The organism is Rhodoferax sp. (genome assembly GCF_034520025.1).
In the GTDB taxonomy this organism is placed as follows: domain Bacteria; phylum Pseudomonadota; class Gammaproteobacteria; order Burkholderiales; family Burkholderiaceae_C; genus Allorhodoferax.
This window is the reverse complement of the sequence record NZ_JAXHNZ010000002.1, coordinates 416874-440863: the sequence shown is the minus strand read 5'-3', so window position 1 is coordinate 440863 and position 23990 is coordinate 416874. Positions and strand designations below refer to the sequence as shown.

The 23990-nt window shown below is 59.4% G+C and carries 21 protein-coding genes; 12 read left to right on the top strand and 9 right to left on the bottom strand.

The window, feature by feature from the left end:
- Positions 1–12 precede the first annotated feature (12 nt).
- The 5 genes from U5L73_RS10330 to U5L73_RS10310 form a co-directional block, all read right to left on the bottom strand.
- Positions 13–1644, bottom strand: a complete 1632-nt coding sequence (locus tag U5L73_RS10330; protein WP_322562274.1) for an alpha-D-glucose phosphate-specific phosphoglucomutase — start codon at positions 1642–1644, stop codon at positions 13–15.
- A gap of 39 nt (positions 1645–1683) precedes the next feature.
- Positions 1684–3759, bottom strand: a complete 2076-nt coding sequence (gene glgX, locus U5L73_RS10325; RefSeq protein ID WP_322562273.1) for a glycogen debranching protein GlgX — start codon at positions 3757–3759, stop codon at positions 1684–1686.
- Positions 3760–3767: 8 nt separating this feature from the next.
- Positions 3768–5954 carry a 1,4-alpha-glucan branching protein GlgB gene (glgB, locus tag U5L73_RS10320; RefSeq protein WP_322562272.1) on the bottom strand — a complete coding sequence of 729 codons (2187 nt, stop codon included), beginning with the start codon at positions 5952–5954 and terminating at the stop codon, positions 3768–3770.
- 188 nt (positions 5955–6142) lie between these two features.
- Positions 6143–7015, bottom strand: a complete 873-nt coding sequence (locus tag U5L73_RS10315) for a TraB/GumN family protein (RefSeq protein ID WP_322562271.1) — start codon at positions 7013–7015, stop codon at positions 6143–6145.
- Positions 7016–7152: 137 nt separating this feature from the next.
- Positions 7153–9615 (bottom strand): YgiQ family radical SAM protein, encoded by a 2463-nt coding sequence (locus tag U5L73_RS10310; protein WP_322562270.1) that lies wholly within the window; start codon positions 9613–9615, stop codon positions 7153–7155.
- Positions 9616–9912: 297 nt separating this feature from the next.
- Here U5L73_RS10310 and U5L73_RS10305 point away from each other — a divergent pair, with 297 nt between their 5' ends.
- The 10 genes from U5L73_RS10305 (at position 9913) to U5L73_RS10260 (ending at position 18993) form a co-directional block, all read left to right on the top strand.
- Positions 9913–10758, top strand: a complete 846-nt coding sequence (locus U5L73_RS10305; RefSeq protein ID WP_322562269.1) for an ABC transporter substrate-binding protein — start codon at positions 9913–9915, stop codon at positions 10756–10758.
- Positions 10759–10827: 69 nt separating this feature from the next.
- A complete protein-coding gene (locus U5L73_RS10300; protein WP_322562268.1) occupies positions 10828–11514 on the top strand; it encodes an ABC transporter permease in 687 nt (228 codons plus the stop codon).
- Entirely contained in the window at positions 11511–12224 is a 714-nt protein-coding gene (locus U5L73_RS10295) for an ABC transporter permease subunit (RefSeq protein ID WP_322562267.1), read from the top strand. Before U5L73_RS10300 ends, U5L73_RS10295 begins: the two co-directional genes overlap by 4 nt.
- Before the next feature lie 5 nt (positions 12225–12229).
- A complete protein-coding gene (locus tag U5L73_RS10290) occupies positions 12230–13360 on the top strand; it encodes a succinylglutamate desuccinylase/aspartoacylase family protein (protein ID WP_322562266.1) in 1131 nt (376 codons plus the stop codon).
- A 44-nt stretch (positions 13361–13404) separates the two neighbouring features.
- The gene (locus tag U5L73_RS10285; protein WP_322562265.1) at positions 13405–14184 is read left to right on the top strand and encodes an ABC transporter ATP-binding protein; all 780 of its coding nucleotides are present in this window, start codon (positions 13405–13407) and stop codon (positions 14182–14184) included.
- A gap of 18 nt (positions 14185–14202) precedes the next feature.
- Positions 14203–16284 carry a diguanylate cyclase domain-containing protein gene (locus U5L73_RS10280; RefSeq protein WP_322562264.1) on the top strand — a complete coding sequence of 694 codons (2082 nt, stop codon included), beginning with the start codon at positions 14203–14205 and terminating at the stop codon, positions 16282–16284.
- Between the two features lie 47 nt (positions 16285–16331).
- On the top strand, positions 16332–17234 hold the full coding sequence (locus U5L73_RS10275; protein ID WP_322562263.1) for an acyltransferase: 903 nt from the start codon (positions 16332–16334) through the stop codon (positions 17232–17234).
- Between the two features lie 550 nt (positions 17235–17784).
- On the top strand, positions 17785–18063 hold the full coding sequence (locus U5L73_RS10270; RefSeq protein ID WP_322562262.1) for a hypothetical protein: 279 nt from the start codon (positions 17785–17787) through the stop codon (positions 18061–18063).
- Positions 18064–18091: 28 nt separating this feature from the next.
- On the top strand, positions 18092–18475 hold the full coding sequence (locus U5L73_RS10265) for a hypothetical protein (RefSeq protein ID WP_322562261.1): 384 nt from the start codon (positions 18092–18094) through the stop codon (positions 18473–18475).
- A complete protein-coding gene (locus U5L73_RS10260; RefSeq protein WP_322562260.1) occupies positions 18472–18993 on the top strand; it encodes a hypothetical protein in 522 nt (173 codons plus the stop codon). The genes U5L73_RS10265 and U5L73_RS10260 overlap by 4 nt, the downstream gene beginning before the upstream one ends.
- Here the strand turns inward: U5L73_RS10260 and ybgC are convergent.
- The 4 genes from ybgC to U5L73_RS10240 form a co-directional block, all read right to left on the bottom strand.
- Positions 18990–19400, bottom strand: coding sequence for a tol-pal system-associated acyl-CoA thioesterase (gene ybgC / locus U5L73_RS10255; RefSeq protein WP_322562259.1), 411 nt, complete (start codon positions 19398–19400; stop codon positions 18990–18992). The two genes, U5L73_RS10260 and ybgC, sit on opposite strands and share 4 nt — an antisense overlap.
- Positions 19309–19866 (bottom strand): SRPBCC domain-containing protein, encoded by a 558-nt coding sequence (locus tag U5L73_RS10250; RefSeq protein ID WP_322562258.1) that lies wholly within the window; start codon positions 19864–19866, stop codon positions 19309–19311. The genes ybgC and U5L73_RS10250 overlap by 92 nt, the downstream gene beginning before the upstream one ends.
- A 114-nt stretch (positions 19867–19980) precedes the next feature.
- A protein-coding gene (locus U5L73_RS10245; RefSeq protein WP_322560488.1) for an IS3 family transposase occupies positions 19981–21347 on the bottom strand; the annotation gives its coding sequence in 2 pieces (ribosomal slippage) (positions 19981–20858 and positions 20858–21347; 1368 coding nt in all).
- A gap of 87 nt (positions 21348–21434) precedes the next feature.
- The gene (locus tag U5L73_RS10240) at positions 21435–21620 is read right to left on the bottom strand and encodes a hypothetical protein (RefSeq protein WP_313880748.1); all 186 of its coding nucleotides are present in this window, start codon (positions 21618–21620) and stop codon (positions 21435–21437) included.
- 79 nt (positions 21621–21699) lie between these two features.
- On the opposite strand from U5L73_RS10240, the gene U5L73_RS10235 reads away from it, so the two are divergent.
- Positions 21700–22869: a hypothetical protein gene (locus U5L73_RS10235; protein WP_322562257.1), complete on the top strand. Its 1170-nt coding sequence runs from the start codon at positions 21700–21702 to the stop codon at positions 22867–22869.
- A complete protein-coding gene (locus tag U5L73_RS10230; RefSeq protein WP_322562256.1) occupies positions 22866–23990 on the top strand; it encodes a HupE/UreJ family protein in 1125 nt (374 codons plus the stop codon). Before U5L73_RS10235 ends, U5L73_RS10230 begins: the two co-directional genes overlap by 4 nt.

The window sequence follows — 23990 nt, the reverse complement described above, 5'->3', positions numbered from 1 at the left end:
TGCTTCTGCGGCTCAGGTCGTCACGGTAGGTTGGTTCATGCCGGTGAAATGGCGGATGCGGGCCACCATCTCCGCCAAGGCGATCAGGGGTTGTAGGGCCTCTTGGGCGGGAATGTCGTGGCGCGCTGCATCGGGCTCGTGGCGCTCTAGGTAGACGCGCAAGGTGGCGCCCTCAGTGCCGGTACCCGAGAGGCGGAATACCACGCGCGAGCCGTCGGCCAGCACCACGCGCACGCCCTGCTTCTGGCTCACGCTGCCATCCACCGGGTCGGTGTAGGCGAAGTCGTCGGCAAAAGCCACCGGCAATCCGGCAATCGTGGTGCCACCTAGAGTGGGCAAAGACGCACGCAAGTCGCGCATGAGCGCGTCGGCCCGCTCGGCGGGAATGCCTTCGTAATCATGGCGGGAATATACGCAGCGGCCATATTGCGCCCATAGCTCGCGCACCAAGGTCTCGACCGATTTGCCGCTGGCGGCAATCAGGTTGAGCCAGAACAGCATGGCCCACAAACCGTCTTTCTCGCGCACATGGTTGGAGCCGGTGCCGTAGCTTTCTTCTCCGCACAAGGTGACCTTGCCATCGTCCATCAGGTTGCCGAAAAACTTCCAGCCAGTGGGAGTTTCATAACACGGTATACCCAGAGCCTTGGCCACCCGATCCACTGCGGTCGAAGTGGGCATAGAGCGGGCCACCCCAGCCACACCGGCCTGGTAACCCGGTACCAAGGTGGCGTGGGCGACAATTACCGCCAAGCTGTCGCTGGGCGACACCACAAACTTGCGGCCGACGATCATGTTGCGGTCGGCATCGCCATCGCTCGCCGCACCCATATCGGGGGCATTGGCCGCAAACAGATGGGCGATCAGGTCTTCGGCATTCACTGGGTTCGGGTCCGGGTGCAAGCCACCGAAATCTTCAAGCGGCGTGCCGTTAACCACCGTGCCAGCCGGTGCGCCCAGCTCGCCCTCCAGCAAGGCTTTGGCGTAGGGGCCGCCGACTGCGCACATGGCGTCACACCGCAGGGTGAACCCACCGGCAAACAAGGTCCGAATGGCGCCGAAGTCAAACAAGCTGCGCATGACCTCGGCGTAATCGGACACAGAGTCAATCACCAGCACCTCGGTGCTCCCGATGTACTGGCTCCCCAGCGCGTCCAAGCTGATATCGGGCGTGCTCATGGTGCGGATTTCGCGGACCAACCTTGTGCGCTCGTAAATCGCGTCGGTGACCTTTTCAGGTGCGGGGCCACCGTTAGCCACGTTGTATTTGATGCCGAAGTCGCCATCCGGACCGCCGGGGTTATGGCTGGCCGACAGCACGATGCCACCACTGGCGCCATGGCGGCGAATGACCGCGCTGACTGCAGGTGTCGACAAAATACCCCCCTGCCCCACCAGCACCCGGGCATAGCCCTTGGCTGAGGCCATACGCAGAATGGTTTGAATGGCTACGCGGTTGTAAAAACGGCCATCGCCACCCACTACCAGCGTCTGCCCGGCCGCATCCGGCAACACATCAAACAGGGCCTGCACAAAATTTTCCAGATAACGGGGCTGCTGAAAGACGGTGACTTTTTTGCGCAAACCCGAAGTACCGGGGCGCTGACCATCAAAGGGCGAAGTGGGCAGTGTGATGCGTGGCATGGTGGTGTGACAGAGGTGGAGATACGGTTGAAGAAATAGTTACCAAGTCAAAAGCATGAGGCTGTCTGCCTGCAGCAATATGACATTGCCAACCACCGGGCTGCCTTCTGAGGGCAACTCCGGAACGGCGGAATCCAAAACCACGCGCCAGGCACCTTGCGGTAAACAAAAGACCTGCTCGTGGGGGCTGGGGTTGAGGAGCAACAACACTGCGTCCGGCGTGCCGGCCTGAAGGGCAACAGCCATGGCGCCGCCGTGGGGGGCGTCCCAATCTGCGGGCTGCAGGGTGCGGCCGTCCGGCAAGGCCCAAGTAGCTACCGGGCCACAACCGGCAGACTCCGCACTGCTGCGCCACCAACCGCCGGCTTGCAATGCCGGCAGTTGCCGGCGCAAGGCGATCGCACGGGCCCAGAAAGCGGTTTCATGCAGGGCAAAAACGTCCCATCGCAACCAGGTCGTGGCATTGTCCTGGCAGTAAGCGTTGTTGTTGCCGCCCTGGGTGTGGCCCAACTCATCGCCGGCCAACAGCATGGGGGTGCCTAATGACAAAACCGTAGCTGCCAGCAAGGTGCGCCGGTGCCGGGCTCGGGCCTCTTGGACCGCTGGCAGGTCGCTGGCGCCCTCAACACCATGGTTGACGCTCAAGTTGTGGCCATGGCCATCGCGGTTGTGTTCGCCATTGGCCTCATTGTGGCGTTCGCAGTAGCTCACGACGTCCATCAAATTGAAGCCATCGTGAGCCGTCACAAAATTCACGCTGCTGTGCGCAGCACGCTGCCCGCGGGCAAATGCATCGGCTGAACCTGCCAAGTGCTGGGCCAGTGCACCACGGCTAATGCCATGCCGCAGCCAAGCGCTACGCTGGGTATCGCGGAAACGGTCATTCCATTCCAACCACCCGTGCGGAAAAGCGCCCAGCTGATAGCCCCCGGGTCCGATGTCCCAAGGCTCTGCCACCATCAGGCGGTTGCGCAACACCGGGTCTTGGGCCACAGCCATCAACCACGGAGCGTGTGGCTGGAAGCGGTAGCCGGCGTCTTGGGTGCCACGTGCCATGACGGGCGCCAGGTCAAAGCGAAACCCGTCGACCCCATAGTCGTCCACCCAGGTGCGCAAGCTATCCATCACGGTGCGCAGCACGATCGGGTGGTTAAGGTTGACGCAGTTGCCGCAGCCTGTCCAATTGATGTAGCGGGCAGGATCTTCGGGTTCCAGGTGGTAATAGGTGGTGTTGGCAATGCCGCGCAGGCTCAGCAGCGGGCCGAACTCATCGGTCTCAGCCGTGTGGTTGTAGACCACATCAAGAATCACTTCCACACCTGCAGCGTGCAAAGCATCGACCATGGCACGGAATTCCGAGCGCGGGCTGCTGCCCGGTGTGCCGCTCCAATAGCGAGGCTCTGGAGCGCTCCAGGCAATGGGGCTGTAGCCCCAGTAATTGCTGAGCCCCAAGCGCTGCAAGCGCTCTTCGTCGGCGCGCGCGGCCACCGGCATCACACTCACGGTGGTAATGCCCAAGGCCTTCAAATGTGCAATGGCTGCCGGATGCGCCAAACCGGCATAGGTGCCACGCAAGTGCAGCGGCACATCGGGGTGCAACTGGGTGAAGCCCTTGACGTGCAGTTCATACAACACACGCTGCGCGGGATCAATCTTTGGCCCCGCACTTGCGGGCGGCAAGGCGCTCACTACCCGGGCTTTGAGCGCGGTGGCGGCGTTGTCCCGCGGGTCGAGTTGCTGCACGCCGCGTGCGCTTTCAGGGGTGTGGGCCCAATGCAGGTCGGATCCGTCGTAACGGCCTGCGACCTCCAAGGCATAGGGGTCGAGCAACAACTTGGCTGGATTGAACCGATGTCCCTGCGTGGGAGCCCAAGGGCCGTGAACCCGGTATCCATACACCTGCCCCGCCCCTGCGCCGGGCAATAGCCCATGCCAGACCGGCCCAGTGCGCACTGGCAACGCGATGCGCTCCAGCTCGGTGGTGCCGGTGTCATCAAACAGGCACAGCTCCACGCAGGTGGCATCTGGTGCCGCCAACGCGAAGTTCACACCGTCTGCAGTAAGGCTCGCGCCCCATGCAGAGGCAAAGCCCGGCAACAAAGTCGTCAAAGGCATAGAAAGACTCATTCTTCTCCGGGAACGAGCACAAGGCATGCCAAGGGCGGCAAAGTGATGACCAGCGACTGGCCATGGTGGTGCGCCGCTACCAGCTCGGTGCTGCGGGCACCCGAGCTCAGGCTGCTGCCGCCGTAAACCCCGTTGTCGGTATTGATGACTTCGCGCCACGCGCCAGCCACCGGCACGCCGATGCGGTAGCCCGGCCGTGGCACGGGCGTGAAATTGCACACCACCACCACGACCCGACCGTCCAGGGCGCGGCGCTGGAAGGCAATGACCGATTGCGCTGCGTCGTCATGGGCAATCCAAGCAAAGCCGTCGGGCTCGATATCCTGCTCATGCATGGCGGGAAACGCGCGGTACACCCGGTTCAGGTCACGCACCAGCCTTTGCACACCCTGGTGGCGAGGGTCTTGCTCCAAGTGCCACGGCAACTGGGCGCCATCGGCCCATTCGGTGGGCTGGGCCAACTCGCCGCCCATGAACAGCAATTTCTTGCCGGGGTAAGCCCACATGAAACCGTACAGTGCTCGCAAATTGGCGAATTGTTGCCACGCATCACCAGGCATCTTGCCCAGCAAAGACGCTTTGCCGTGCACTACCTCGTCATGAGAAAGCGGCAGCACAAAGTTTTCAGTGAAGGCGTACATCAGCCCGAAGGTGAGCTGATTCTGGTGGTACTTGCGGTGCACACCATCCATGGACGCGTACTGCAAGGTGTCATGCATCCAGCCCATGTTCCATTTGTAGTGAAACCCCAAGCCGCCACTTTGCAAGTCCGGCGACGGAGGCCGGCTCACGCCAGGGAAGGCGGTGGACTCTTCAGCCAATGTGATAGCGCCTGGTCGCTCAGTGCCCACCACATGGTTCATGCGGCGCAGGAACTCAATCGCCTCCAGGTTCTCGCGACCACCGTGTTTATTGGGTATCCACTGCCCTGCGGCGCGGCTGTAGTCGCGGTAGAGCATGGAAGCCACCGCATCCACCCGCAGACCATCGATGCCGAAGCGCTCCAGCCAGTACAAAGCATTGCTGACTAAAAAGTTGCGCACTTCGGTGCGGCCGAAGTTGTAAATCAGGGTGTTCCAGTCCTGGTGAAAGCCTTCTTTCGGGTCGGCGTACTCATACAGGTGGGTGCCATCAAATTCGGCCAGTCCGTGGGCATCACTCGGGAAGTGCGCAGGCACCCAGTCCAAAATCACACCGAGGCCCGCGTGATGCGCCGCATCCACAAAGTACTGGAAGTCTTCGGGCGACCCGAAGCGCGACGTGGGTGCAAAAAGCCCCAAAGGTTGGTAGCCCCAAGAACCGTCAAAAGGGTGTTCGCTGACCGGCAACAACTCCAAGTGTGTGAAGCCCATCTCGCGCGCATAGGGCACCAGGGTGTCTGCCAACTCACGGTAGTTCAGCCAGCGCCAGCCATCAGCTTTGCGCCAGGAGCCCAAGTGCACTTCGTACACACTCAAAGGCTGGTGCAGCCCGTTCGCCTTTTGGCGGTCTGCCCGCATGGGCAACCGGGGCGGTAAGCCTGCGACGATGCTGGCGGTATCAGGCCGCAGTTGGGCCGCAAATGCAAAAGGATCTGCCTTGGTACTGATTGCGCCCTGTGCGTTCCACAGTTCAAATTTGTAGGCATCGCCCTTGCTGACATGGGGCACAAAAATTTCCCACACACCGCATTCGCGGCGCAAGCGCATCGGATGACGGCGCCCGTCCCACCCATTGAAGGAGCCAACCACCGAGACACGCCGGGCGTTCGGCGCCCACACCGCGAAGCTGGTACCGTCAATGCCGCACATCTGGACCGGGTGGGCACCGAGGCACTCGTAGGGGCGCAAATGGGTGCCTTCCGCTAACAGCCACAAATCCATGTCTTGAAGGACAACCGGAAAGCGGTAAGCATCCTCCAGCAATGAAACGCCCGCCTCAGGATCCTGCCAAGCGACCTCCAGGCGGTAATCAGGGAAAGACGCTACGCCGGGCAGCAACAGGGAAAAGACATCCGTGCCTTCGTGCCTTTGCAACTCGCCCAGCAGTCGGCCCGACTCGCGATCCATAGCGCGGACCGTGCGCGCATCTGGATACAGCGCAGTGATTTGCACACCGTCCTCAACGGTATGGGGCCCGAGAATGCTGAAAGGATCGGCATGTTGGGCCCGCACCAAGGCACCCAGGTCGTGGTCTGTCAGCATATGTCTCTCACATTCACCCGTGGCGAGTCCGCGGGCTTGTCATTGGTTTAAATCATAGCTTATTGCATAAGTCTGCAAAAAACCGGTCACCTGATGGCAAGCCGCACCAAAAGCGGAATTTTGTAACCGTTACCACCAAGAGTTACCAACATTGTGAAGGCTGAGCTGCCTCTAAAAAGGCTTGCCAATCAGGGTAAACGCTCGACCTGATAGCCCATTCGGCCTAACACTGCGGGCAAACCCCGATCTCCCGCCATGTGCAAACTCCCGACCGCAGCAAACACGCGCTGTCCTGCACGGAGCATAGCGTCAATCTGCTGCGCCATGGCGGGGTTTCGTTGGTCTAAAAGCCGCTGCATCTGTAACTTCTCCATCGGAGTTACCACGCACTCACACCACTGCTGGTAGGTGTCGAGGCGCTGCTGATCGCCGGCCTCCCACATGTGGACCAAGTCCCGCAGGCTCTGTCGCGCGGTGCCGGCATCGAGCTCTCGCAATCCGTCCTCCAACATCCAGGTGGCTTCTGTCGCACTAGATGACAGCAAAGCTTGTAACTGCAGTTCGACGGTCTCCAGGGACACCACCGGCATGCCACGTTGCCGGGCAAAAAGCGCTAAGTAGGTCTCGGATCCGAACTGCGCATCGAACCCATCCCGGCGTGCCACCGCCAAGGCAACGCCCGACAACAGCAGTTCCGACGGGCTCGTGCCCACCGAATTCACCGGCAGGCACTGCATTTGCAACTGGCGAATCAAACGCTGCCGCATATCGGGGGCGAGTGGCCACGAGGGAGCCTGTGCCAGCGCTACCCCCATGCGACGGGCGTTGTCAGGATCCAGCGGATCAAGCTCCAGCGCCAATGTGTTTGCGTTCTGCAAAGCGCTTGCCATCGCAGGGCCTGCCGCCAACCAGGTGTCGCGGCCCACATGCAAGGTGCCATACAGATAGGAGCTATGTCCGTCCCGAGTAACGCGCCAGAGAAATCCGCGGTCTCGTGCCTGCGCGCGGGATGCCGTGAACATCTCGGCGCTCAAGGGCTTGCTCTCTGGCGGGCAGTCCACGAACCCGCCCTGAGCACGCGCATCCTGCGTACCACAGGCCAAACCTGCGAAAATTGCTATAAAAAGAAGAGCACCTCGCGCAAGCTTAGCGGGGGCCAACACCCCAAAAGACCCGAAAAAAAACACCTAGCTCCGGATCAGCGCGGCTTACGGGCCGCTTTGAATGCTGGCTTCGGCGCACCCGTGTCGCGCGGGGGCAAACCAGTGTGCTGGGTCAGCAAGCGGCCCTTAACCGGTGCCGCGGCCTTGCCCAAGGGTTGCACCCGTCCCGCAGCGGCCTTGACCGGCGCCACGGTAGAGTTCTTTTTGCGGGCGCTCTGGTAGCCACCATCCACCAGCGGCTGAAAGGTCGGAATCAGATGGTGCTTGCCATTGCCGATCAGGTCGGCGCGGCCCATGGTCTTGAGCGCCTCGCGCAACAGCGGCCAGTTGTTGGCATCGTGGTAGCGCAAAAAGGCTTTGTGCAAACGGCGGCGCTTTTCACCGCGCACGATGTCCACGGTTTCTTCTTCGCTCTGAGCAGTGCGATGCACCCGCTTCAGGGTGTTGCGGCCCGAGTGGTACATGGCCGTGGCAGTGGCCATAGGGCTTGGGTAGAAGGTTTGCACCTGGTCGGCGCGGAAGCCGTTTTTCTTGAGCCAGATGGCCAAGTTCATCATGTCTTCATCGCTGGTACCCGGGTGGGCTGCGATGAAGTACGGAATCAGGTACTGTTTTTTGCCAGCTTCGGCGCTGAACTTTTCGAACAGCTGTTTGAACTTGTCGTAGCTGCCGATGCCGGGTTTCATCATCTTGGTGAGCGGGCCCTGCTCGGTATGCTCGGGCGCGATCTTGAGGTAGCCGCCCACGTGGTGCTGCACCAGCTCTTTCACATACTCGGGGCTCTTCACGGCCAGGTCGTAGCGCAGGCCGGAGCCGATCAGGATTTTCTTGATGCCCTTGAGCGCACGGGCACGGCGGTAGATCTTGATCAACGGATCGTGGTTGGTCGTCAGGTTCTGGCAGATGCCGGGGTACACGCAGCTGGGCTTGCGGCAGGCCGCTTCGATCTCGGGGCTACGGCAGCCCAAGCGGTACATATTGGCGGTGGGTCCGCCGAGGTCAGAAATAGTGCCGGTGAAGCCTTTCACCTTGTCGCGGATGTCTTCCACCTCTTTGATGATGGACTCTTCCGAGCGACTCTGGATGATGCGGCCCTCGTGCTCTGTAATCGAGCAGAAGGTACAGCCACCAAAGCAGCCGCGCATGATGTTCACGCTGAAGCGGATCATCTCCCAGGCTGGGATTTTGGTCGCGCCGTCATGGCTGCCATTTTCATCGGCATAGGCTGCGTGCGGGCTGCGGGCGTACGGCAGATCAAACACAAAGTCCATTTCTGCGGTGGTAAGCGGAATGGGCGGCGGGTTGATCCACACATCACGGGCGGTCAAACCCTCACCATGCGCCTGCACCAAGGCTCGGGCATTGCCGGGATTGGTCTCCAAGTGCAGCACCCGATTGGCGTGTGCGTAAAGCACCGGGTCGCTTTTGACCTGCTCGTAGCTCGGCAAACGGATCACAGACCGCTCACGCGGCGGCACCTTGAGCTTGCCTTTGCCACTCGACAGCGCGGGGTTGGCGAAGAAGGTCAACGGTGCAATGGATGCATTGACTTCGGGTTTAGCGTCTTTTTGGCCTGTAGCGCTCGTGGAGTCTGCGCGAGCAGCTCCTGAATTCATAGCGCCAGCAGCCTCAGCAGCCGCTGCTGTGGCTTTGGCTTCATCTTCCTTGGCGCAGGTCGCGCCATTTTCGGCCGCCAGCTCGCTGGTCGTCATGTAGGGGTTGACGTGGGCCTCCACGCGGCCCGGCTCATCCACCGTGGTTGAGGTGATCTCAAACCAGTCTTTGCCGGACTCGTCATCCGGGCGACGCACAAAAGCGGTGCCCCGCACATCGGTGATTTGCTCCACCGGCTCCTTCGCAGCCAAGCGGTGGGCGATTTCCACGATCGCACGTTCGGCGTTACCGTAAAGCAGCAGATCGCACTTGGCGTCCACGACTATGCTGCGGCGAACCTTGTCGCTCCAGTAGTCGTAGTGCGCGATACGACGCAGGCTCCCTTCGATGCCCCCCAGCACGATGGGCGTGTCTTTGAAGGCCTCGCGGCAGCGCTGGCTGTAGACAATGGCCGCCCGGTCAGGGCGCTTACCGCCCACATCCCCAGGCGTGTAGGCGTCGTCACTGCGGATCTTGCGGTCCGCGGTGTAGCGGTTGATCATGGAATCCATGTTGCCGCTGGTCACCCCCCAGAACAGATTAGGTTTACCCAAGGCCTTAAAGGCCTCGGCACTGGTCCAGTCCGGCTGGGCGATGATGCCCACGCGGAAGCCTTGTGCCTCCAACATGCGGCCGATGACCGCCATGCCGAAACTCGGGTGGTCCACATACGCATCGCCCGTAACGATGATGATGTCGCAGCTGTCCCAGCCGAGCTTGTCCATTTCCGCGCGGCTCATGGGCAAGAAGGGGGCGGTGCCGAAGCGGGACGCCCAGTACTTGCGGTAACTGGAAATCGGTTTGGCGGCGCGCGCGAAAAAGGAGACGTCGACTGGGGCGTTCATAGGAGTCCGGGGGATAACCTGTAAGTGTAAGGTTTTGCGCTTCCCGGCGCACTAGGTAGGGCTTCTTAGGACTACCGGCAATTCCGATTTTGAAGAGCAAGTCTCCCGCGGAGACTGTGCGCATTCGGAAATTTCTTTGCGCGACAGCTTCCGAAACCGCCAAAAGCATGATTTTTACCGGTACAAACCCCCATGCCCCAAGACAGGGCGGCATCAAATTTGCTCTAGTTACCCCGTAGAATAATTTTTTTCTTTACCCAACCACCGGCTCTGTCCGGTACATCAAAGGACTTTTCCATGAAGAAACTCCTGCTGGCACTGGCAGCAACCTCCGTTTTGGCCGCCTGCGGCAAAAAAGAAGAGGCTGCTCCCGCAGCACCTGCTGCTCCTGCTTCCGCACCCGTTGCAGCCGCTCCTGCGCCAGAAGTCGGCCCACTGAAAGTCGCGATCGACCCGACCTACGAACCGTTTACCTTCAAGTCCGCCGATGGCCAACCCACCGGCTTTGACGTCGATGTCGCCAACGCCCTGTGCGAGCAGATCAAGCGCAAGTGCGAGTTTGTCGAGCAAGTTTGGGACAGCATGATTCCCGGCCTGAACGCCAAGAAGTACGACGTCATCATCTCCTCCATGTCCATCACCGATGATCGCCTGAAGGAAGTCGACTTCACCGACAAGTACTACAACACCCCCAGCCGTCTCGTTCTGAAAAAGGGCGTCAAGTTCACAGACGCAGCCTCCATCAAGGGCAAAAAAATCGGTGTTTTGAAGGGCTCCACCCAAGAAAAATACGCGATGGGCGATCTGAAGCCAGCCGGCGTGATCGTGAACTCCTACGAAGCGCAAGACCAGGTGTACCTGGATATCAAGTCCGGCCGTCTGGACGGCACCGTGGCTGACTACATGGAAGTCACCGGTGGCTTCTTGTCCAAGCCTGAAGGCGCTAAGTTCGAGTTGGTCGGTCCTGACTTGAAAATGCCCCAGTACTTCGGTTACGGCGCCGGTATTGCCTTGCGTAAGGGTGAAGACCAACTCAAGGGTGAGTTGAACGAAGCCATCAAGGCCATCCGCGCCAACGGCACTTACAAGACCCTGAACGACAAGTACTTTGCCAAGTACAACATCGACGTTTACGGCGAATAAACCTTGTAACACCCACGCATCGGGGCGCAGTAGTGCGCCCCTTTGCGTTCCATGCGCCCACAGGCTTTCATGAATTCTTATTACGTCGCCATATTGCAGGGCTCGGTACTCACGGTTGGAGTTTCACTGTGTGCCCTGCTGGTGTCCATTGTTCTCGGTCTGCTGGGCGCGGCGGCCAAGCTCTCCGGTCGCCCCGTGCTGGTCGCCATCTCCACGACCTACACCACCGTCATCCGGGGAGTACCCGATCTGGTAGTGATGCTGCTGGTGTTTTACGGTGGCACGATAGGCCTGAACCACTTGCTGGAACTCGCCGGTAGCAAAAAAACCGTCGACATCAATCCCTTTCTGGCCGGCGTACTTACGATCGGCGTTATCTATGGCGCCTACATGACAGAAACCTTCCGGGGGGCCATCCTGTCCATCCCCAAAGGCCAAATGGAGGCTGCTTGGGCCTTCGGCATGGGACGCGTCCGCGCTTTTGTGCGCATTACGGCACCGCAAATGGTGCGCTATGCCCTGCCTGGCTTCACTAACAACTGGTTGGTATTGATCAAAGCCACTGCGCTGGTCAGCCTGATCGGCCTCAAGGAGATGACCTACCTCTCCAAACAAGCCAGCGCTGCGACACGCTCGCCTTTCGAATTTTTTCTGTTCACGGCAGCCTTGTTTTTGATCTACACCAGCATCTCCTTGTTCGTGCTGCGCAAAATCAATGCACGTTACAGCCTCGGTACCAAGCGGGGTGAGCTATGAAATGGCACGTGATTTTTGAGCCGCAGAACCTGCAACTCTACCTTACCGGTATCAGCACCACGTTGGGGCTGCTCCTGTCATCCTTGGCCATCGGGGCCGTTTTAGCGTTGATATTCGCACTGGCGCTGACCAGCCGGTGGGCTGTATTGCGCTGGGTCGTCGGCGCCTACACCTACGTGATTCGCGGCACGCCGCTGCTGATTCAGGTGTACCTGATTTATTACGGCTTGGGCCAGCTGGAATGGATCCAGGCACGCTGGGATGACGTCTGGCCCTGGACGCATTTCAAAGAACCATTCTTCTGCGCCTTGCTCGCCTTCAGCCTGAACACGGCCGGCTACACCGCAGAGATGTTGGCAGGTGCCATCCGTGAAACAGCTGCGGGCGAGATCGAAGCAGCGCAGGCATATGGCATGAGCCGCTTTCAAGCCATGCGCCGCATTGTGCTGCCCAGTGCGTTGCGCCGCACCCTGCCCGCCTACAGCAACGAAGTGGTGATGATGCTCCAGAGCACCAGTCTGGCAAGTGCCGTGCCGAGCATGCTCGATGTCACCGCCGCGGCCAGCCGGATCTACTCTGACTACTACCTACCCTTTGAAGCTTACCTTGCAGCCGCAGCCATCTATCTGGTAGCGTCGTTCTGCCTGATTGGTTTATTCCGCTTGGCGGAGAAGCACTTTTTGGCATACCTTGCCCCCCGTAAACACTGACCATCATGCAACGCAAAGACCATCCCCTGCTGTCCAACAGTTTGGGCAGCTTACGCAACCTGAGCAGCTTTCACTACGGTGCGCGGGGCCAAGGGCCCAAGGTGTATGTGCAAGCGAGCCTGCACGCCGAAGAACTGCCCGGCATGTTGGCCGCATTCCATTTACGTGCCTTGTTGGACCAGGCCGAGGCAGCCGGCCGGTTGCGCGGCGAAGTGGTTTTGGTGCCGGTGGCCAACCCGATCGGGCTGGCCCAGCGCATCGACCACAAACCTATGGGGCGCTTTGAGCTCGACAGCTCAGAAAACTTCAACCGCCATTACCCGGACTTGGCCAAGGCCGTGTACGACAGCATCAAACCCTTGATGGGTGCAGACCCCGCCGCAAACGTGACGGCAGTGCGCAAGGCCATTGGCCAGTTTTTGGACCAGTGGCAACCAGATACCGAGTTGCAAAGCCTGCGCCGTACGCTGCTGCTGCTATCGCACGATGCGGATCATGTGATCGACCTGCATTGCGACTGCGAGGGCGTGATGCACTTTTATACCGAGGAGCCTTGCTGGCCCCAGCTGGAGCCACTCGCGCACCTGCTGCAATCGCGTGCTATTTTGCTGGCGCGCAACTCGGGTAGCGGTCCGTTTGATGAATGCCTGTCCGGCGCATGGTGGCAGCTGGCAGACCGGCTGAAGCAAGATGGCATCGAGGTGCCCTTGCCACAGGGCTGTAACAGCACGACGGTGGAACTGCGCGGCGAGTCTGACGTGTCCCACGCGTGGGCGAAAGCAGATGCTCAGGCTGTTTTTGACTTTTTGTGCATAGCCGGTGCAGTGCATTCAGAGGCATCAGTTCAAGTACCTGCGGCTTTGGCCCAAGCAACCCCTTTGGCGGGCTCTGAAACACTCCATACCCCCTGCCCCGGTGTGGTGGCGTACATCGCTGATGTGGGCCAGACCTTGCAGAAAGGCGACCTTGTCGCCGAAGTCATAAACCCCATCGACAACACCAGCCATCCGATTTACGCTGGCGTGGCCGGTGTGTTTTATGCCCGGGTGCGCGACCGCTACGCCCACGCCGGTGCGGAAATTGGCAAGATTGCCGGCGCCACTGCATTCCGGACGGGCGAACTCCTGGGCGCTTAATTGCCCGATCGCCCTCTACTGAACCTGATACGACTGCTCAGAACATGACCGATAACAAGCCCCTGAAACTCCAGGTTGAGAACATCCACAAGCGCTTCGGCGGCAACGAAGTGCTCAAAGGCGTTTCGCTGTCCGCCCATGCCGGCGATGTGATCAGCATCATCGGAAGTTCCGGCTCCGGCAAAAGTACTTTTCTACGCTGCATCAACATGCTGGAAAAGCCCAACCAAGGGCGCATCAATGTCGCAGGTGAAGAGCTGGCACTGACTGCCGGCCCGACCGGTGAACTGATGGCCAAAGATGCCAAGCAACTGCAACGCTTGCGCACCAAGCTCGCCATGGTCTTTCAGCATTTCAATCTTTGGGCCCATATGACGGTGCTGGAAAACATCATTGAGGTGCCAGTCCATGTACTGGGTGTCCCCAAAGATGAAGCGGTCGCAACCGCACAAAAATACCTCGCCAAAGTCGGCTTAACTGGTGTGGAAGATCGCTACCCGGCCCACATGAGCGGGGGCCAGCAACAGCGGGTCGCTATTGCCCGTGCCCTGGCCGTAGAACCCGAAGTGATGTTGTTCGACGAACCGACCAGTGCGCTGGACCCCGAGTTGGTGTCTGAAGTGCTCCGGGTCATGAAGAGCCTGGCCGAAGAAGGCCGCACCATGGTGGTGGTGACCCATGAAATGGGCTTTGCGCGTGAGGTTTCTAACCATCTGATCTTTTTGCACAAGGGCTTGATTGAAGAACAGGGGCATCCCGCGCAAGTCCTGACGGCCCCACGAAGCGAAAGACTGGCGCAGTTTCTCTCGGGCAGTTTGAAATAACCCTGCGCGGCTGCAGTTGTGACTTCCAAAGGCAACAACTCCACCCTTTTTGAGCACCTTCCGATAGGTGCTTATCGCGCAGCTTTGGATGGCCGCATTCTCCAAGCCAACAACGCTTTTTTGCGGCTTCACCGTTGCGAAGATGAAGGGGAACTCGGCCAGCTGCTCCAGGCCCGTAGCCTCAACCCTTACGTTCAGCCCCAGCGTCGCAAAGACTTCCTCGATGAGATGCGCAGGCACGGCAAGGTCAAAGACTTTGTGTCGGAAATGTTCCGACTCCAAGGGGGACAGCGAATCTGGGTGCGGGAACATGCCCACGCACTCCATGACAAACTGGGGCAGGTCGTCGCCTTTGAAGGCACGATTGAAGACATCACCCGTGAACGCAATGCCCGCGTAGCGCTGCGCAAAAACGAGGTAATGCTGCGCAATGTGCTGCAAACCATCCCCGACCAGATATGGGTCAAGGACCTCCAAGGCGTTTATCTTCTATGTAACGACGCATTTGCCCAGGCACTCGGCGTACAGGCTGAAGACATCATCGGGACCCGTGATGCGAATTGGGTCGAAGACTCAGCGGCCGAAGCATTCGCACTGTCCGATCAATGGGCGTTAAAAAGCGACAAGACCGTCACGTTTGAAGAAGGCAGTGTCACCAAAATCAACCCAAGCGGCGCCACCTTCGAAGTCCATAAAACACCCATGCGGGATGCGCAAGGCAAGACCATAGGTGTTCTCGGTGTCTCGCGCAACATCCAGGACCGCAAAGACGCAGAAGCCCTGTTGCGCGACACCACCGAGCAACTAGAGCTGGCCATCATGGGGGCAGACCTCGGGCGCTGGGACCATGACCTGCGGCAAGAGCCCGGGTACATGATGGATTTGCGTGCATTCGCCATGCTGGGCTATATGCCGGGCGATGCCCAATCCCCCCGCTCTTTGAGCGAATTCATTCACCCGGACGACTTGGCACCCCTCGGTGTGGCGGTGTTAAGGCATCTCAAAGGGCACAGCACCTCTTTCCGGGCGGAGTACCGGGCACGGCACGCCGATGGCCGATGGATTTGGCTCAGCAGCCGCGGCAAAGTGGTGCAGACCAGCCAAGACGGCACACCGCTGCGTATGGTCGGTACCCTGATGGACATCACCGCGCGCAAGCAAACAGAAGACTCGCTGCGTGCAGCCCAAGTCGAATTGCAAGCCACCCTTGATGCGCTACCCGACCTTTTGTTCGAGATCGGTGAAAAAGGGCATTACCGTGCGGTCCACAGCGGAAACAAGAATGCGCTTTTTGCAGAGCCAGACTTTTTGATAGGCCGCAGCATCCAGGAGGTCTTGCCCCAAGAAGCTGCCACCGCCTGTATGGCCGCACTCTCGCAAGCCATTCAGAAAGGTCGCTCGAGCGGAGTCCAGTACTACCTCGACCGTCACGGTAGCCGCCAATGGTTTGAGCTATCGGTCGTCCGCAAGCCCACCGTGACCGACGAAGAAATCCGCTGTATTGCGATTGCGCGCGATATCACCGAGCGCAAAGAAGCGGAAGAAGCGATCCGCCATATGGCATTCCATGACCCCCTGACCGGTTTGCCAAATCGCAGGCTCCTGACCGATCGGCTTCACAGCGCAATTGCCCACAGCCAGCGCAGCAAAGAGCACGGGGCCTTGATGTTCATGGACCTGGACCATTTCAAGCGCCTGAACGACTCCCTGGGGCACGACGTGGGCGACCTGCTCCTCCAAGAAGTGGCCCGCCGCTTGCAAAAAAATGTCAGACAGGTGGACACCATCGCGCGCATCGGCGGTGATGAGTTTGTGCTTTTGCTCCAAGACGTCGGGGAAGATGCAGTCGCTGCGCGCAAACACGCCTCCATCGTTGCCTTCAAGGTACTGTCAAGCCTCAATGAGCCCTACGAGCTACCCGACACCACGTACCGCACCACGCCGAGTATCGGCGTCTGTTTGTTCTTGGGCGAAACCCATACCCCGGCAGACCTGCTGAAGAACGCCGACACCGCAATGTATGTTGCCAAGCAAAAAGGGCGCAACAACGTGTGGTTTTACGAAGATACTGCGCCCGACACCCCTACGAGAGCCGCTTAATTGGACTCTTACACGACAGCGGCCCCTGCCCTTAGACATTGAACTGTATGTTGAATTTTCTTCCTCCTGCTTTGGTGGGTTTGATCGCCGGGCTCCTCCTTGCCCTCAACATCCTGTTTTGGGTGCCAATCTTGTTGGTCTTTGCGGTCATCAAACTAGTGCTTCCATTCAAGGCTGTGCGCCTTCGCATAGACCCCGTCATCTTGTCCATCGCTGAAAACTGGATTAGTGGCAACAGTGCTTGGATGAAGCTGACCCAACACACCTCTTGGGATGTACAAGGCTTCGAGGGCCTGCGCCCCGACCAGTGGTACATGGTGAGCAGCAACCACCAGAGCTGGGTCGATATCTTTGTGTTGCAGCACCTGCTGAACCGGCGCATTCCCTTGCTCAAGTTTTTTCTCAAGCAACAGCTGATTTGGGTACCGGTGATGGGCCTGGCATGGTGGGCACTCGAATTCCCGTTCATGCGCCGCCATAGCGAGGCCTATCTGAAAAAGCACCCGGAAATGCGCGGCAAAGACCAAGAAACCACCCGCAAAGCCTGCGAGAAATTTGCACTCATCCCCACCAGCGTCATGAACTTCCTGGAGGGCACCCGCATGACGCCGGCCAAACACGCCCAACAACAATTCCCCTACACCCACTTACTCAAACCCAAAGCGGGTGGATTGGCCCTCGCGTTACAGGCGATGGGTGACAAGTTTCACAGTGTTCTGGACGTGACGATTTACTACCCCGATGGCATTCCCACTTTTGGAGACTTTCTGTGCGGGCGTATGCGCCGCGTGGTGGTGCGCGCTCGGTCTATCGAAATTCCTCCGGAACTGCTCAACGGAAACTACGGTGAGGACGCCGAGTTCCGAGCGGGATTCTCCGCTTGGGTTGCCGAGTTGTGGCGCACCAAAGACACCGAGTTGGCCCGATTGAAAGCGGATCTCAAACCATAGCAAAAGAGGCACATAGCCCCCCAGTATTCAGCACATATAGCTATCTATTTGATAGCAAATTCACCCAGCATTGCGGTGTTTATACAGCTTCGTCGGACAGCACAGTCTCGACTAGCAATTGCCAAAGCGGCAATGGTCAGGCAGTGGTACCGCATGGGGTTGTCCTCCCATGGATTTGAAAAGTCGGAGTAGCCTTGTCAGCACAGCTTCGCTTTTCACGGGCTGCCGTCAGCTTAGGGGGTGCGAACTGCACATCATCAGCACCTTCCGTGTTGGTGACCGCTTCGCGAGAAGTGCAATTTATGCGGTGGTATTTGTTTGGGACTGGTTGGCGCAATCCGAGCCGGCAGTCGCAACCACTGCAGCAATCAGCAGGCTCCCTTCCTACTCTCCCAAGTTCACGGCCTCTGTCAGTGCCCTCCTACATCGCTACAGCGTCCACACTGGCAGCCAGTCGAGCTACTGGCCGATCCCTCGTATCGCCAGACGGTCGCACACTGAGTGCTGTCAAAAACCTTGGCGACACCAACGCCTATACCTCAGGAAATCCATGAAATCAGAATCCCTTGCCACCGCTATCCAAGATGCAGCAGATCAAGCGACCCCGTTGCTGAACCGTGCGGCGGACGAAGCCAACGCGATCACCCAACGCGGCCTGCACGCGGTGCAGGACAGCGCGCTGCACTTGCGCGAGAAAGCAAACCGTACGGGAGAAGCCACCGCGCGATACATCCAGCAAGAGCCGGTGAAGTCGGTGTTGCTGGCTGCTGCAACTGGCGCCGTACTCATGGGCGTGATCAGCCTGCTCAGCCGCCCGCGCAACCACTGATCCCACACGCGCAAGATTCACGCTCACCATGCTGCACCCAATTTTTCACTTAATCGCCAACCAGCCACAGCTCTTGGGCAACCATGCGCAGGCTTACAGCGAACTCATCGGCACCGAGCTGGCCCTCCAAAGCACCGCTTGGATACGCCGGGCATTGCTCGGTGCGGTCATGCTGGGCCTGCTATGTGTAGCCGTAGTTCTGGCAGGGGTCGCCATGATGTTCTGGATCACCCAAATGAATGCCATTCCATCGGCGACCTTGTGGGTACTGGCGTCGGTACCCGCAGTATCGGCTGTCATGGCGGCCGTGTGTGGCGTGATCTTGTGGAACGTTCGCACTGAACCGGCATTTGCCGAACTGCGCCGCCAAGCGCAGGCCGATATCGCTTTGCTCCGTAGTTTGCCGACATGAACAACGCCATACTCGGTGCCTTAGAGAAGCTGACCATTTCACGCGAGCGCCTCCGGGCAGCACTCGCGACAAGCAACACCAGCAATGCCAACAGACGCAGCGAGGCCGCCAGCTCGGGACTTTTTGAGGCTTTAGAAACCATCTTGCCTGGCGGCACTATGCTGTGGGATGCAGTCGGCCCGAGCTTGAAGTATTGGTGGGAACAACACCCCTTGCACTCCAGCAGCGAATTGGCGGGTGACGTTATTCAAGCTTGGGTGCGCCCGATGGTTCAACGCCACCCGGTGGCCGCCGTGGCCACCGCATTAGCATTTGGCGCCACCTTGGCATGGGCTCGACCATGGCGCTGGACTTTCAAACATCCCGTGCTCAGCGCTCTCGGCCCGTCCCTGCTCGCCCGTGGTATGACATTCGAGCTGGTACAAACTTGGCTGGCCACTGCACTGGCAAAAATGGCACTCGCCCCTGCCCCAGGTCAAGCACCGCCACCCGACGCGGCGCCAGTGCATCCAGATTAGTTATTACTTGAACCGACCAAGGCGTTGACGACCCTAGCCGGTATTCGGCAGGGCCTCAGGTTTTCAGCGTGTACACAACCAATCCGAATGCGGCCCTTGGCTAGCAACATGTCGCCCCGAAATGCTTCTTGCACGATCACCATGCTGGCAGCACCTTGCTCTTCGACCCGCACTGTCACCTGCAGCAAATCGTCCAGACAGGCTGGTGCCAGATAGCGGGTTTGCACCTCGGCAACTACAAACATGGCGCCGGTGTCGTCACGCAGGCGCTGCTGCTCCACGCCAGCTGCACGCAACCATTCGGTGCGGGCCCGCTCAAAAAACCTCAGGTAGTTGGCATAAAACACAACGCCGCCCGCGTCGGTGTCTTCCCAATACACCCGGACCGGAAAAGTAAAAGTACTCACAGCGAGGCGGCAAGGGCATCGAGCTGCTTGGTAGCTGCATCCCACCCTTCATGAAAGCCCATCGCCTCGTGCGCTTTTGGTCTGACTCCGTCCAATGCAGGGCACGGGCGATATAGTGAGGGCCGCCGTCTGCGCTATCCGCAAAGGTGATGTCACCCACCATGAACGGCTTTGCACTGGGAACCCATGCACTCACAAAGGCATCGGTGAAAACCAGTTGGCGCCCTGCATCTACCTTCAAAAAAACACCGGGATTCGGCACTTGCTCCCCGTTGGGGCCCACCATGTGGGTGAAAAACCGGCCGCCGGGGAACAGCTCCAGCTCAGCATGGCTAACGCCCCAAGGCTTCGGGCAAAACCACTGACACAAGAGCTCTGGCTCTGTCCAGCAGCGCCACACCGCAGCGCGTGGCGCGGCCAGGGTACGTTCAAGAAGCAAGGGGTAAGCGGGTGACGAAATCGACATAACGGACTCCGGAGGTTCTAGCAGCCGGGCGAGTGTAGCCCGCTCAACCGAGGCAAGACACCCAACAAAAACGGGCCCGAATGAACTGACCCCAAGAAGTTGGACGGTTGGAAGCTAGGCGCCCAAGGCCTGGGTTCGGTACTCCACCGGGCTCAGGCCTTTTAGTTTGAGCTTAATACGCTGGTGGTTGTAGTAGTGGATGTAGCGGCCTAGTCCCTGTCGTAGCTGCTGGACGTTGTCGAATTTGTTGAGACGGAAGAACTCCGATTTCAGCGTGCCGAAGAAGCTCTCCATCGCTGCGTTGTCCAGGCAGTTACCCCTGCGGGACATGCTTTGCGTCAGGCCTCGCTCGAGTAGCCGCTGTCGGTAGGCCTCCATCTGGTACTGCCAGCCTTGATCTGAGTGCATCATCGGAGCCTCCTGCGCAGTGAGTCGCGACAGCGCCTTCTTGAGCATGTTTCCCACCAGCTGGAAGAGCGGACGCTCGTTCATTTCATACGCCACGATTTCTCCGTTGAACAGGTCCATCACGGGCGACAGGTACAGCTTCTCGCCGCGCACATTGAACTCGGTCACATCGGTCACCCATTTCTCGTTCGGACGCTCGGCCTCAAACCGACGATTGAGTAGGTTGGGCGTCGAGGCCATCTCGCCCCGATAGGAGCGATATTTCTTGGGTCGCACCAGCGACTTCAGGCCCAGGCTCTGCATCAGACGCTGCACCGTCTTGTGATTCACTATTTGGCCGCTGCGTCCGAGCTCGGCCGTGATGCGCCGATAGCCATAGCGCCCCTTGTGGCGTTCGTACACAGCTTGAATGCTGCCCTTTAATCCGGCGTATCGGTCGCCAGCCTGCAGCACCTTGGCTTGGTAGTAGAACGTGCTTCGCGACAGGCCTGCGGACTGCAGTAGTCGACGCAGCAGGAACTGTGGCCTCAGTTCGAGGACGGCTTGCACTTTTTCAGCGCAGCTTGCCGATTGGCTCGAACCAAGGCCTCCAACTTTTTTAGGTAGGCCACCTCCGTACGTAGTTGCTCGTTCTCCTCGTGCAACTCTTGCAGCGAGCGCTTGTCGTCCTTCTGCGCGGGGGCGGCTGGCGCGGATTTGGGCTTGGGGGACTTCATGGGAGGGCGGCCTCGGGGTTTGGGGTGGAGCGCTTGCAGGCCACCCTCATCGTACTGGCGCCGCCACAAACCCACGATGCCTCCACCGCCACGCACGTCAAAGAGCGTGGCCGCTTGCGTGTTCGACAACTCCCGAAGCTTGGCTTGGCGCAGTACGTTCAACTTGAACTCTGCGCTGTAGTAGCCCCCCGGCTTTCTGTGCAGTCCATTCAGACCATGGGCCTTATAGCGGTGCACCCAGTTCGCGATGCTGTTACGACCTATCCCGTACTGCTTGGCCAAAGCCTTGTGGCCCAGCGGTCCGTCCAGATACTTTTGAACAACTTCGAGCTTGAAGCTCTCACTGTGTTTCGTCATGAAAAACACCCCATCGGTTGGATTGATGTCCAACCTTTGGGGTGCAGTTCAGAAGGCCCGTTTTGGAAAGCAAACCTCGCAGAGGGTTTACTTCTTCTCCATCATGGCTTTGCACTCTGCCTTCATCTTGTCGTCGGCTTTGGCAGCGTCCATCTTCTTGCACTCTTCCATTTTTTTGTCGTCTTTCATGGCACCGCCGTGGGACGCTGCAAAAGAACCGAAAGAGGCGGTCGCAAGGACGGAAGCAACTACTACGCTAAAAATCTTGTTCATGGTTAGACTCCGATGACAGGTTTTGAACCACCGGGATAGATGGTCTGCTAAATGTACGCCACTTATGAAAAATTTACCTATGCTTATGCGCTTAACGGTATGGATGTGGTCCGCAGCCCTCGCGGGTGGTTTGGCAAGTCAGGGGGCAATTGCGGCCCCGTTTGTTCCGGCCTCTGACAATCAGGTGCTACAAAAACTACCGGCTCGTGCTGCAGACCCTGCGGCACAAGAACTGGCCACCCTGCGCAGTTCCGCGCGCCAGCGCCCCAAAGACCCGGATACCCAAGCCGCGTTGGTACAACGCTACGTCGACCTTGCCAATGCGCAGGGCGACCCGCGCTACATCGGCTACGCCGATGCGGTGGTGTCTGCGTTTGCAGGTCCCCTAAGCCCCGAACTACTCACCTTGAAAGGCGTATTGCGCCAGTACCGACATGATTTTCAAGGGGCCCTACAAGATTTTGCCCAGGCGCTGACCTTGGACCCCAGCTACGCCCAAGCCCACGCCTGGCGGGGCGCCATTTATCTGGTGCAAGCAGACTACAGCGCAGCCCGCAAAGAGTGCAGCGCCCTGGAGCAGCTCGGCCGCGACGCCCTGCACGGCGCCTGCCAGGGCTTAACCCAAAGCTATTCCGGCGATCTGTCAGCGGGCTACGAGACTTTGCGTCAAGCGCTGGCGCAGGCCCGCTCGACCGCTAGCCAGTTGTGGCTACTCACCCGAATGGGCGAAGTCGCCGCTTGGCAAGGGCGGACAGCCGACGCCCGGCAGCATTACCACCAAGCCTTGGCCCTGGGCCAAGACGACATTTACCTGTTGGCCGCATGGTCCGACTTTTTGCTGGACAACGGCCAGGCTGCCGACGTCGTCAAGCTGTTGTCTAGCTGGGAGTCAGCCGACAGCCTGCTGGTCCGCCTCACTATTGCGGAAACACTGACTTCCAGCCCCAAGGCTGCCGGCCACGTCAAGATGCTGGCGGATCGCTTCGCCGCGGCCCGCGCAAGGGGCGATACCACCCACCTCGCCGAAGAATCAAGGTTCGAGCTGCAGGTCCGCAAAGATGCGCCCACAGCACTGCGCCTGGCCCAGGAAAACTATGCGTACCAGCGCGAACCGAGGGATGCGCGGGTGTTGCTGGAAGCCGCTGTGGTGGCCCGGCAAGCCCCTGCGGCCCAACCGGTTGTGGACTGGTTGAGTGCCAGTAACTTCGGAGACCTCCGGATGAAACAACTCGCCAAGGAGCTGAAATGAATTGGCGCTTGATTCTTGTTCTGCTGTTGAGCCTTGGCTGGCTACCGGCACAGGCCCACAAAGCCAGCGATAGCTATCTGGCACTCAAGGTAGACGGTCGCCAAGTCAGCGGACAGTGGGATATTGCACTGCGCGACATTGACTTTGCCCTCGGTCTCGATGCCAACGGGGATGGCGACATCACGTGGGGTGAGGTGCGAGCCAAACACGGCGATATCGACGCTTGGAGCACCAATGCCCTGACCGTGGAGCGTGGCGGGCGCTGCCCACTGCGCGTGACCGAGCACTTGATTGACGAACATACGGATGGCGCCTACGCGGTCATGCGTTTGCAGGGTGAGTGCCCCGTAGCGGATGCCGACGTGTCGGTGAACTACCGGCTGCTGTTTGGTGTGGATGCCCTGCATCGCGGCCTGCTGCGCCTGGATCTGGACGGGGAAACCACCTCCTCCATCTTTTCGCCGGAAACACCCCAGCAGCAGTTCACGCCCAAAGCCCTCTCCAGTCTGCGCCAGTTGGGCGGATTTTTGGTGCAAGGGGTCTGGCATATCTGGATCGGGTTTGACCATATTCTTTTCTTGCTCGCACTGCTATTGCCTGTGGTGCTGGTGCGGCAGGGAAAGCGTTGGGTGCCGGTCGCCCGCTTCAAGGATGCGAGTCGTGAAGTGCTGTGGGTTGTGACCGCATTCACCATCGCCCACTCGATCACCCTGTCGCTGGCGGCTTTGCAGTTGATTGAGTTGCCTTCGCGCTGGGTGGAGTCGGTGATTGCACTCTCGGTGGTGTTGGCGGCACTGAACAACATGTACCCGATGGTTGGCGAGCGGCGGTGGGTCGCAGCCTTTGTGTTCGGGCTGATCCACGGCTTTGGCTTTGCGACGGTGCTGGCAGACTTGGGCCTTCCAAGCCATGCCCTGATCTTTAGCTTGGTCGGGTTTAACGTGGGCGTCGAGCTGGGCCAACTAGCCATCGTGGCGATCTTTTTGCCACTCGCTTACGTCATGCGCAAGACACGCTTTTATCAACAAGGCATGTTCATCGGCGGCTCTCTTCTCACCTTATTGCTGGCTTTGGTGTGGTTTATCGAGCGGGCTTTTAATGTCCAGTGGATGGCGACATAG

Bases quoted from the DNA above. Each gene is read 5' to 3' on its own strand.
- U5L73_RS10330 (WP_322562274.1), bottom strand. From the start codon at position 1,644: ATGCCACGCATCACACTGCCCACTTCGCCCTTTGATGGTCAGCGCCCC.
- glgX (WP_322562273.1), bottom strand. From the start codon at position 3,759: ATGCCTTTGACGACTTTGTTGCCGGGCTTTGCCTCTGCATGGGGCGCG.
- glgB (WP_322562272.1), bottom strand. From the start codon at position 5,954: ATGCTGACAGACCACGACCTGGGTGCCTTGGTGCGGGCCCAACATGCC.
- U5L73_RS10310 (WP_322562270.1), bottom strand. From the start codon at position 9,615: ATGAACGCCCCAGTCGACGTCTCCTTTTTCGCGCGCGCCGCCAAACCG.
- U5L73_RS10305 (WP_322562269.1), top strand. From the start codon at position 9,913: ATGAAGAAACTCCTGCTGGCACTGGCAGCAACCTCCGTTTTGGCCGCC.
- U5L73_RS10300 (WP_322562268.1), top strand. From the start codon at position 10,828: ATGAATTCTTATTACGTCGCCATATTGCAGGGCTCGGTACTCACGGTT.
- U5L73_RS10295 (WP_322562267.1), top strand. From the start codon at position 11,511: ATGAAATGGCACGTGATTTTTGAGCCGCAGAACCTGCAACTCTACCTT.
- U5L73_RS10290 (WP_322562266.1), top strand. From the start codon at position 12,230: ATGCAACGCAAAGACCATCCCCTGCTGTCCAACAGTTTGGGCAGCTTA.
- U5L73_RS10285 (WP_322562265.1), top strand. From the start codon at position 13,405: ATGACCGATAACAAGCCCCTGAAACTCCAGGTTGAGAACATCCACAAG.
- U5L73_RS10275 (WP_322562263.1), top strand. From the start codon at position 16,332: ATGTTGAATTTTCTTCCTCCTGCTTTGGTGGGTTTGATCGCCGGGCTC.
- U5L73_RS10270 (WP_322562262.1), top strand. From the start codon at position 17,785: ATGAAATCAGAATCCCTTGCCACCGCTATCCAAGATGCAGCAGATCAA.
- U5L73_RS10265 (WP_322562261.1), top strand. From the start codon at position 18,092: ATGCTGCACCCAATTTTTCACTTAATCGCCAACCAGCCACAGCTCTTG.
- U5L73_RS10260 (WP_322562260.1), top strand. From the start codon at position 18,472: ATGAACAACGCCATACTCGGTGCCTTAGAGAAGCTGACCATTTCACGC.
- U5L73_RS10250 (WP_322562258.1), bottom strand. From the start codon at position 19,866: ATGTCGATTTCGTCACCCGCTTACCCCTTGCTTCTTGAACGTACCCTG.
- U5L73_RS10240 (WP_313880748.1), bottom strand. From the start codon at position 21,620: ATGAACAAGATTTTTAGCGTAGTAGTTGCTTCCGTCCTTGCGACCGCC.
- U5L73_RS10235 (WP_322562257.1), top strand. From the start codon at position 21,700: ATGCTTATGCGCTTAACGGTATGGATGTGGTCCGCAGCCCTCGCGGGT.
- U5L73_RS10230 (WP_322562256.1), top strand. From the start codon at position 22,866: ATGAATTGGCGCTTGATTCTTGTTCTGCTGTTGAGCCTTGGCTGGCTA.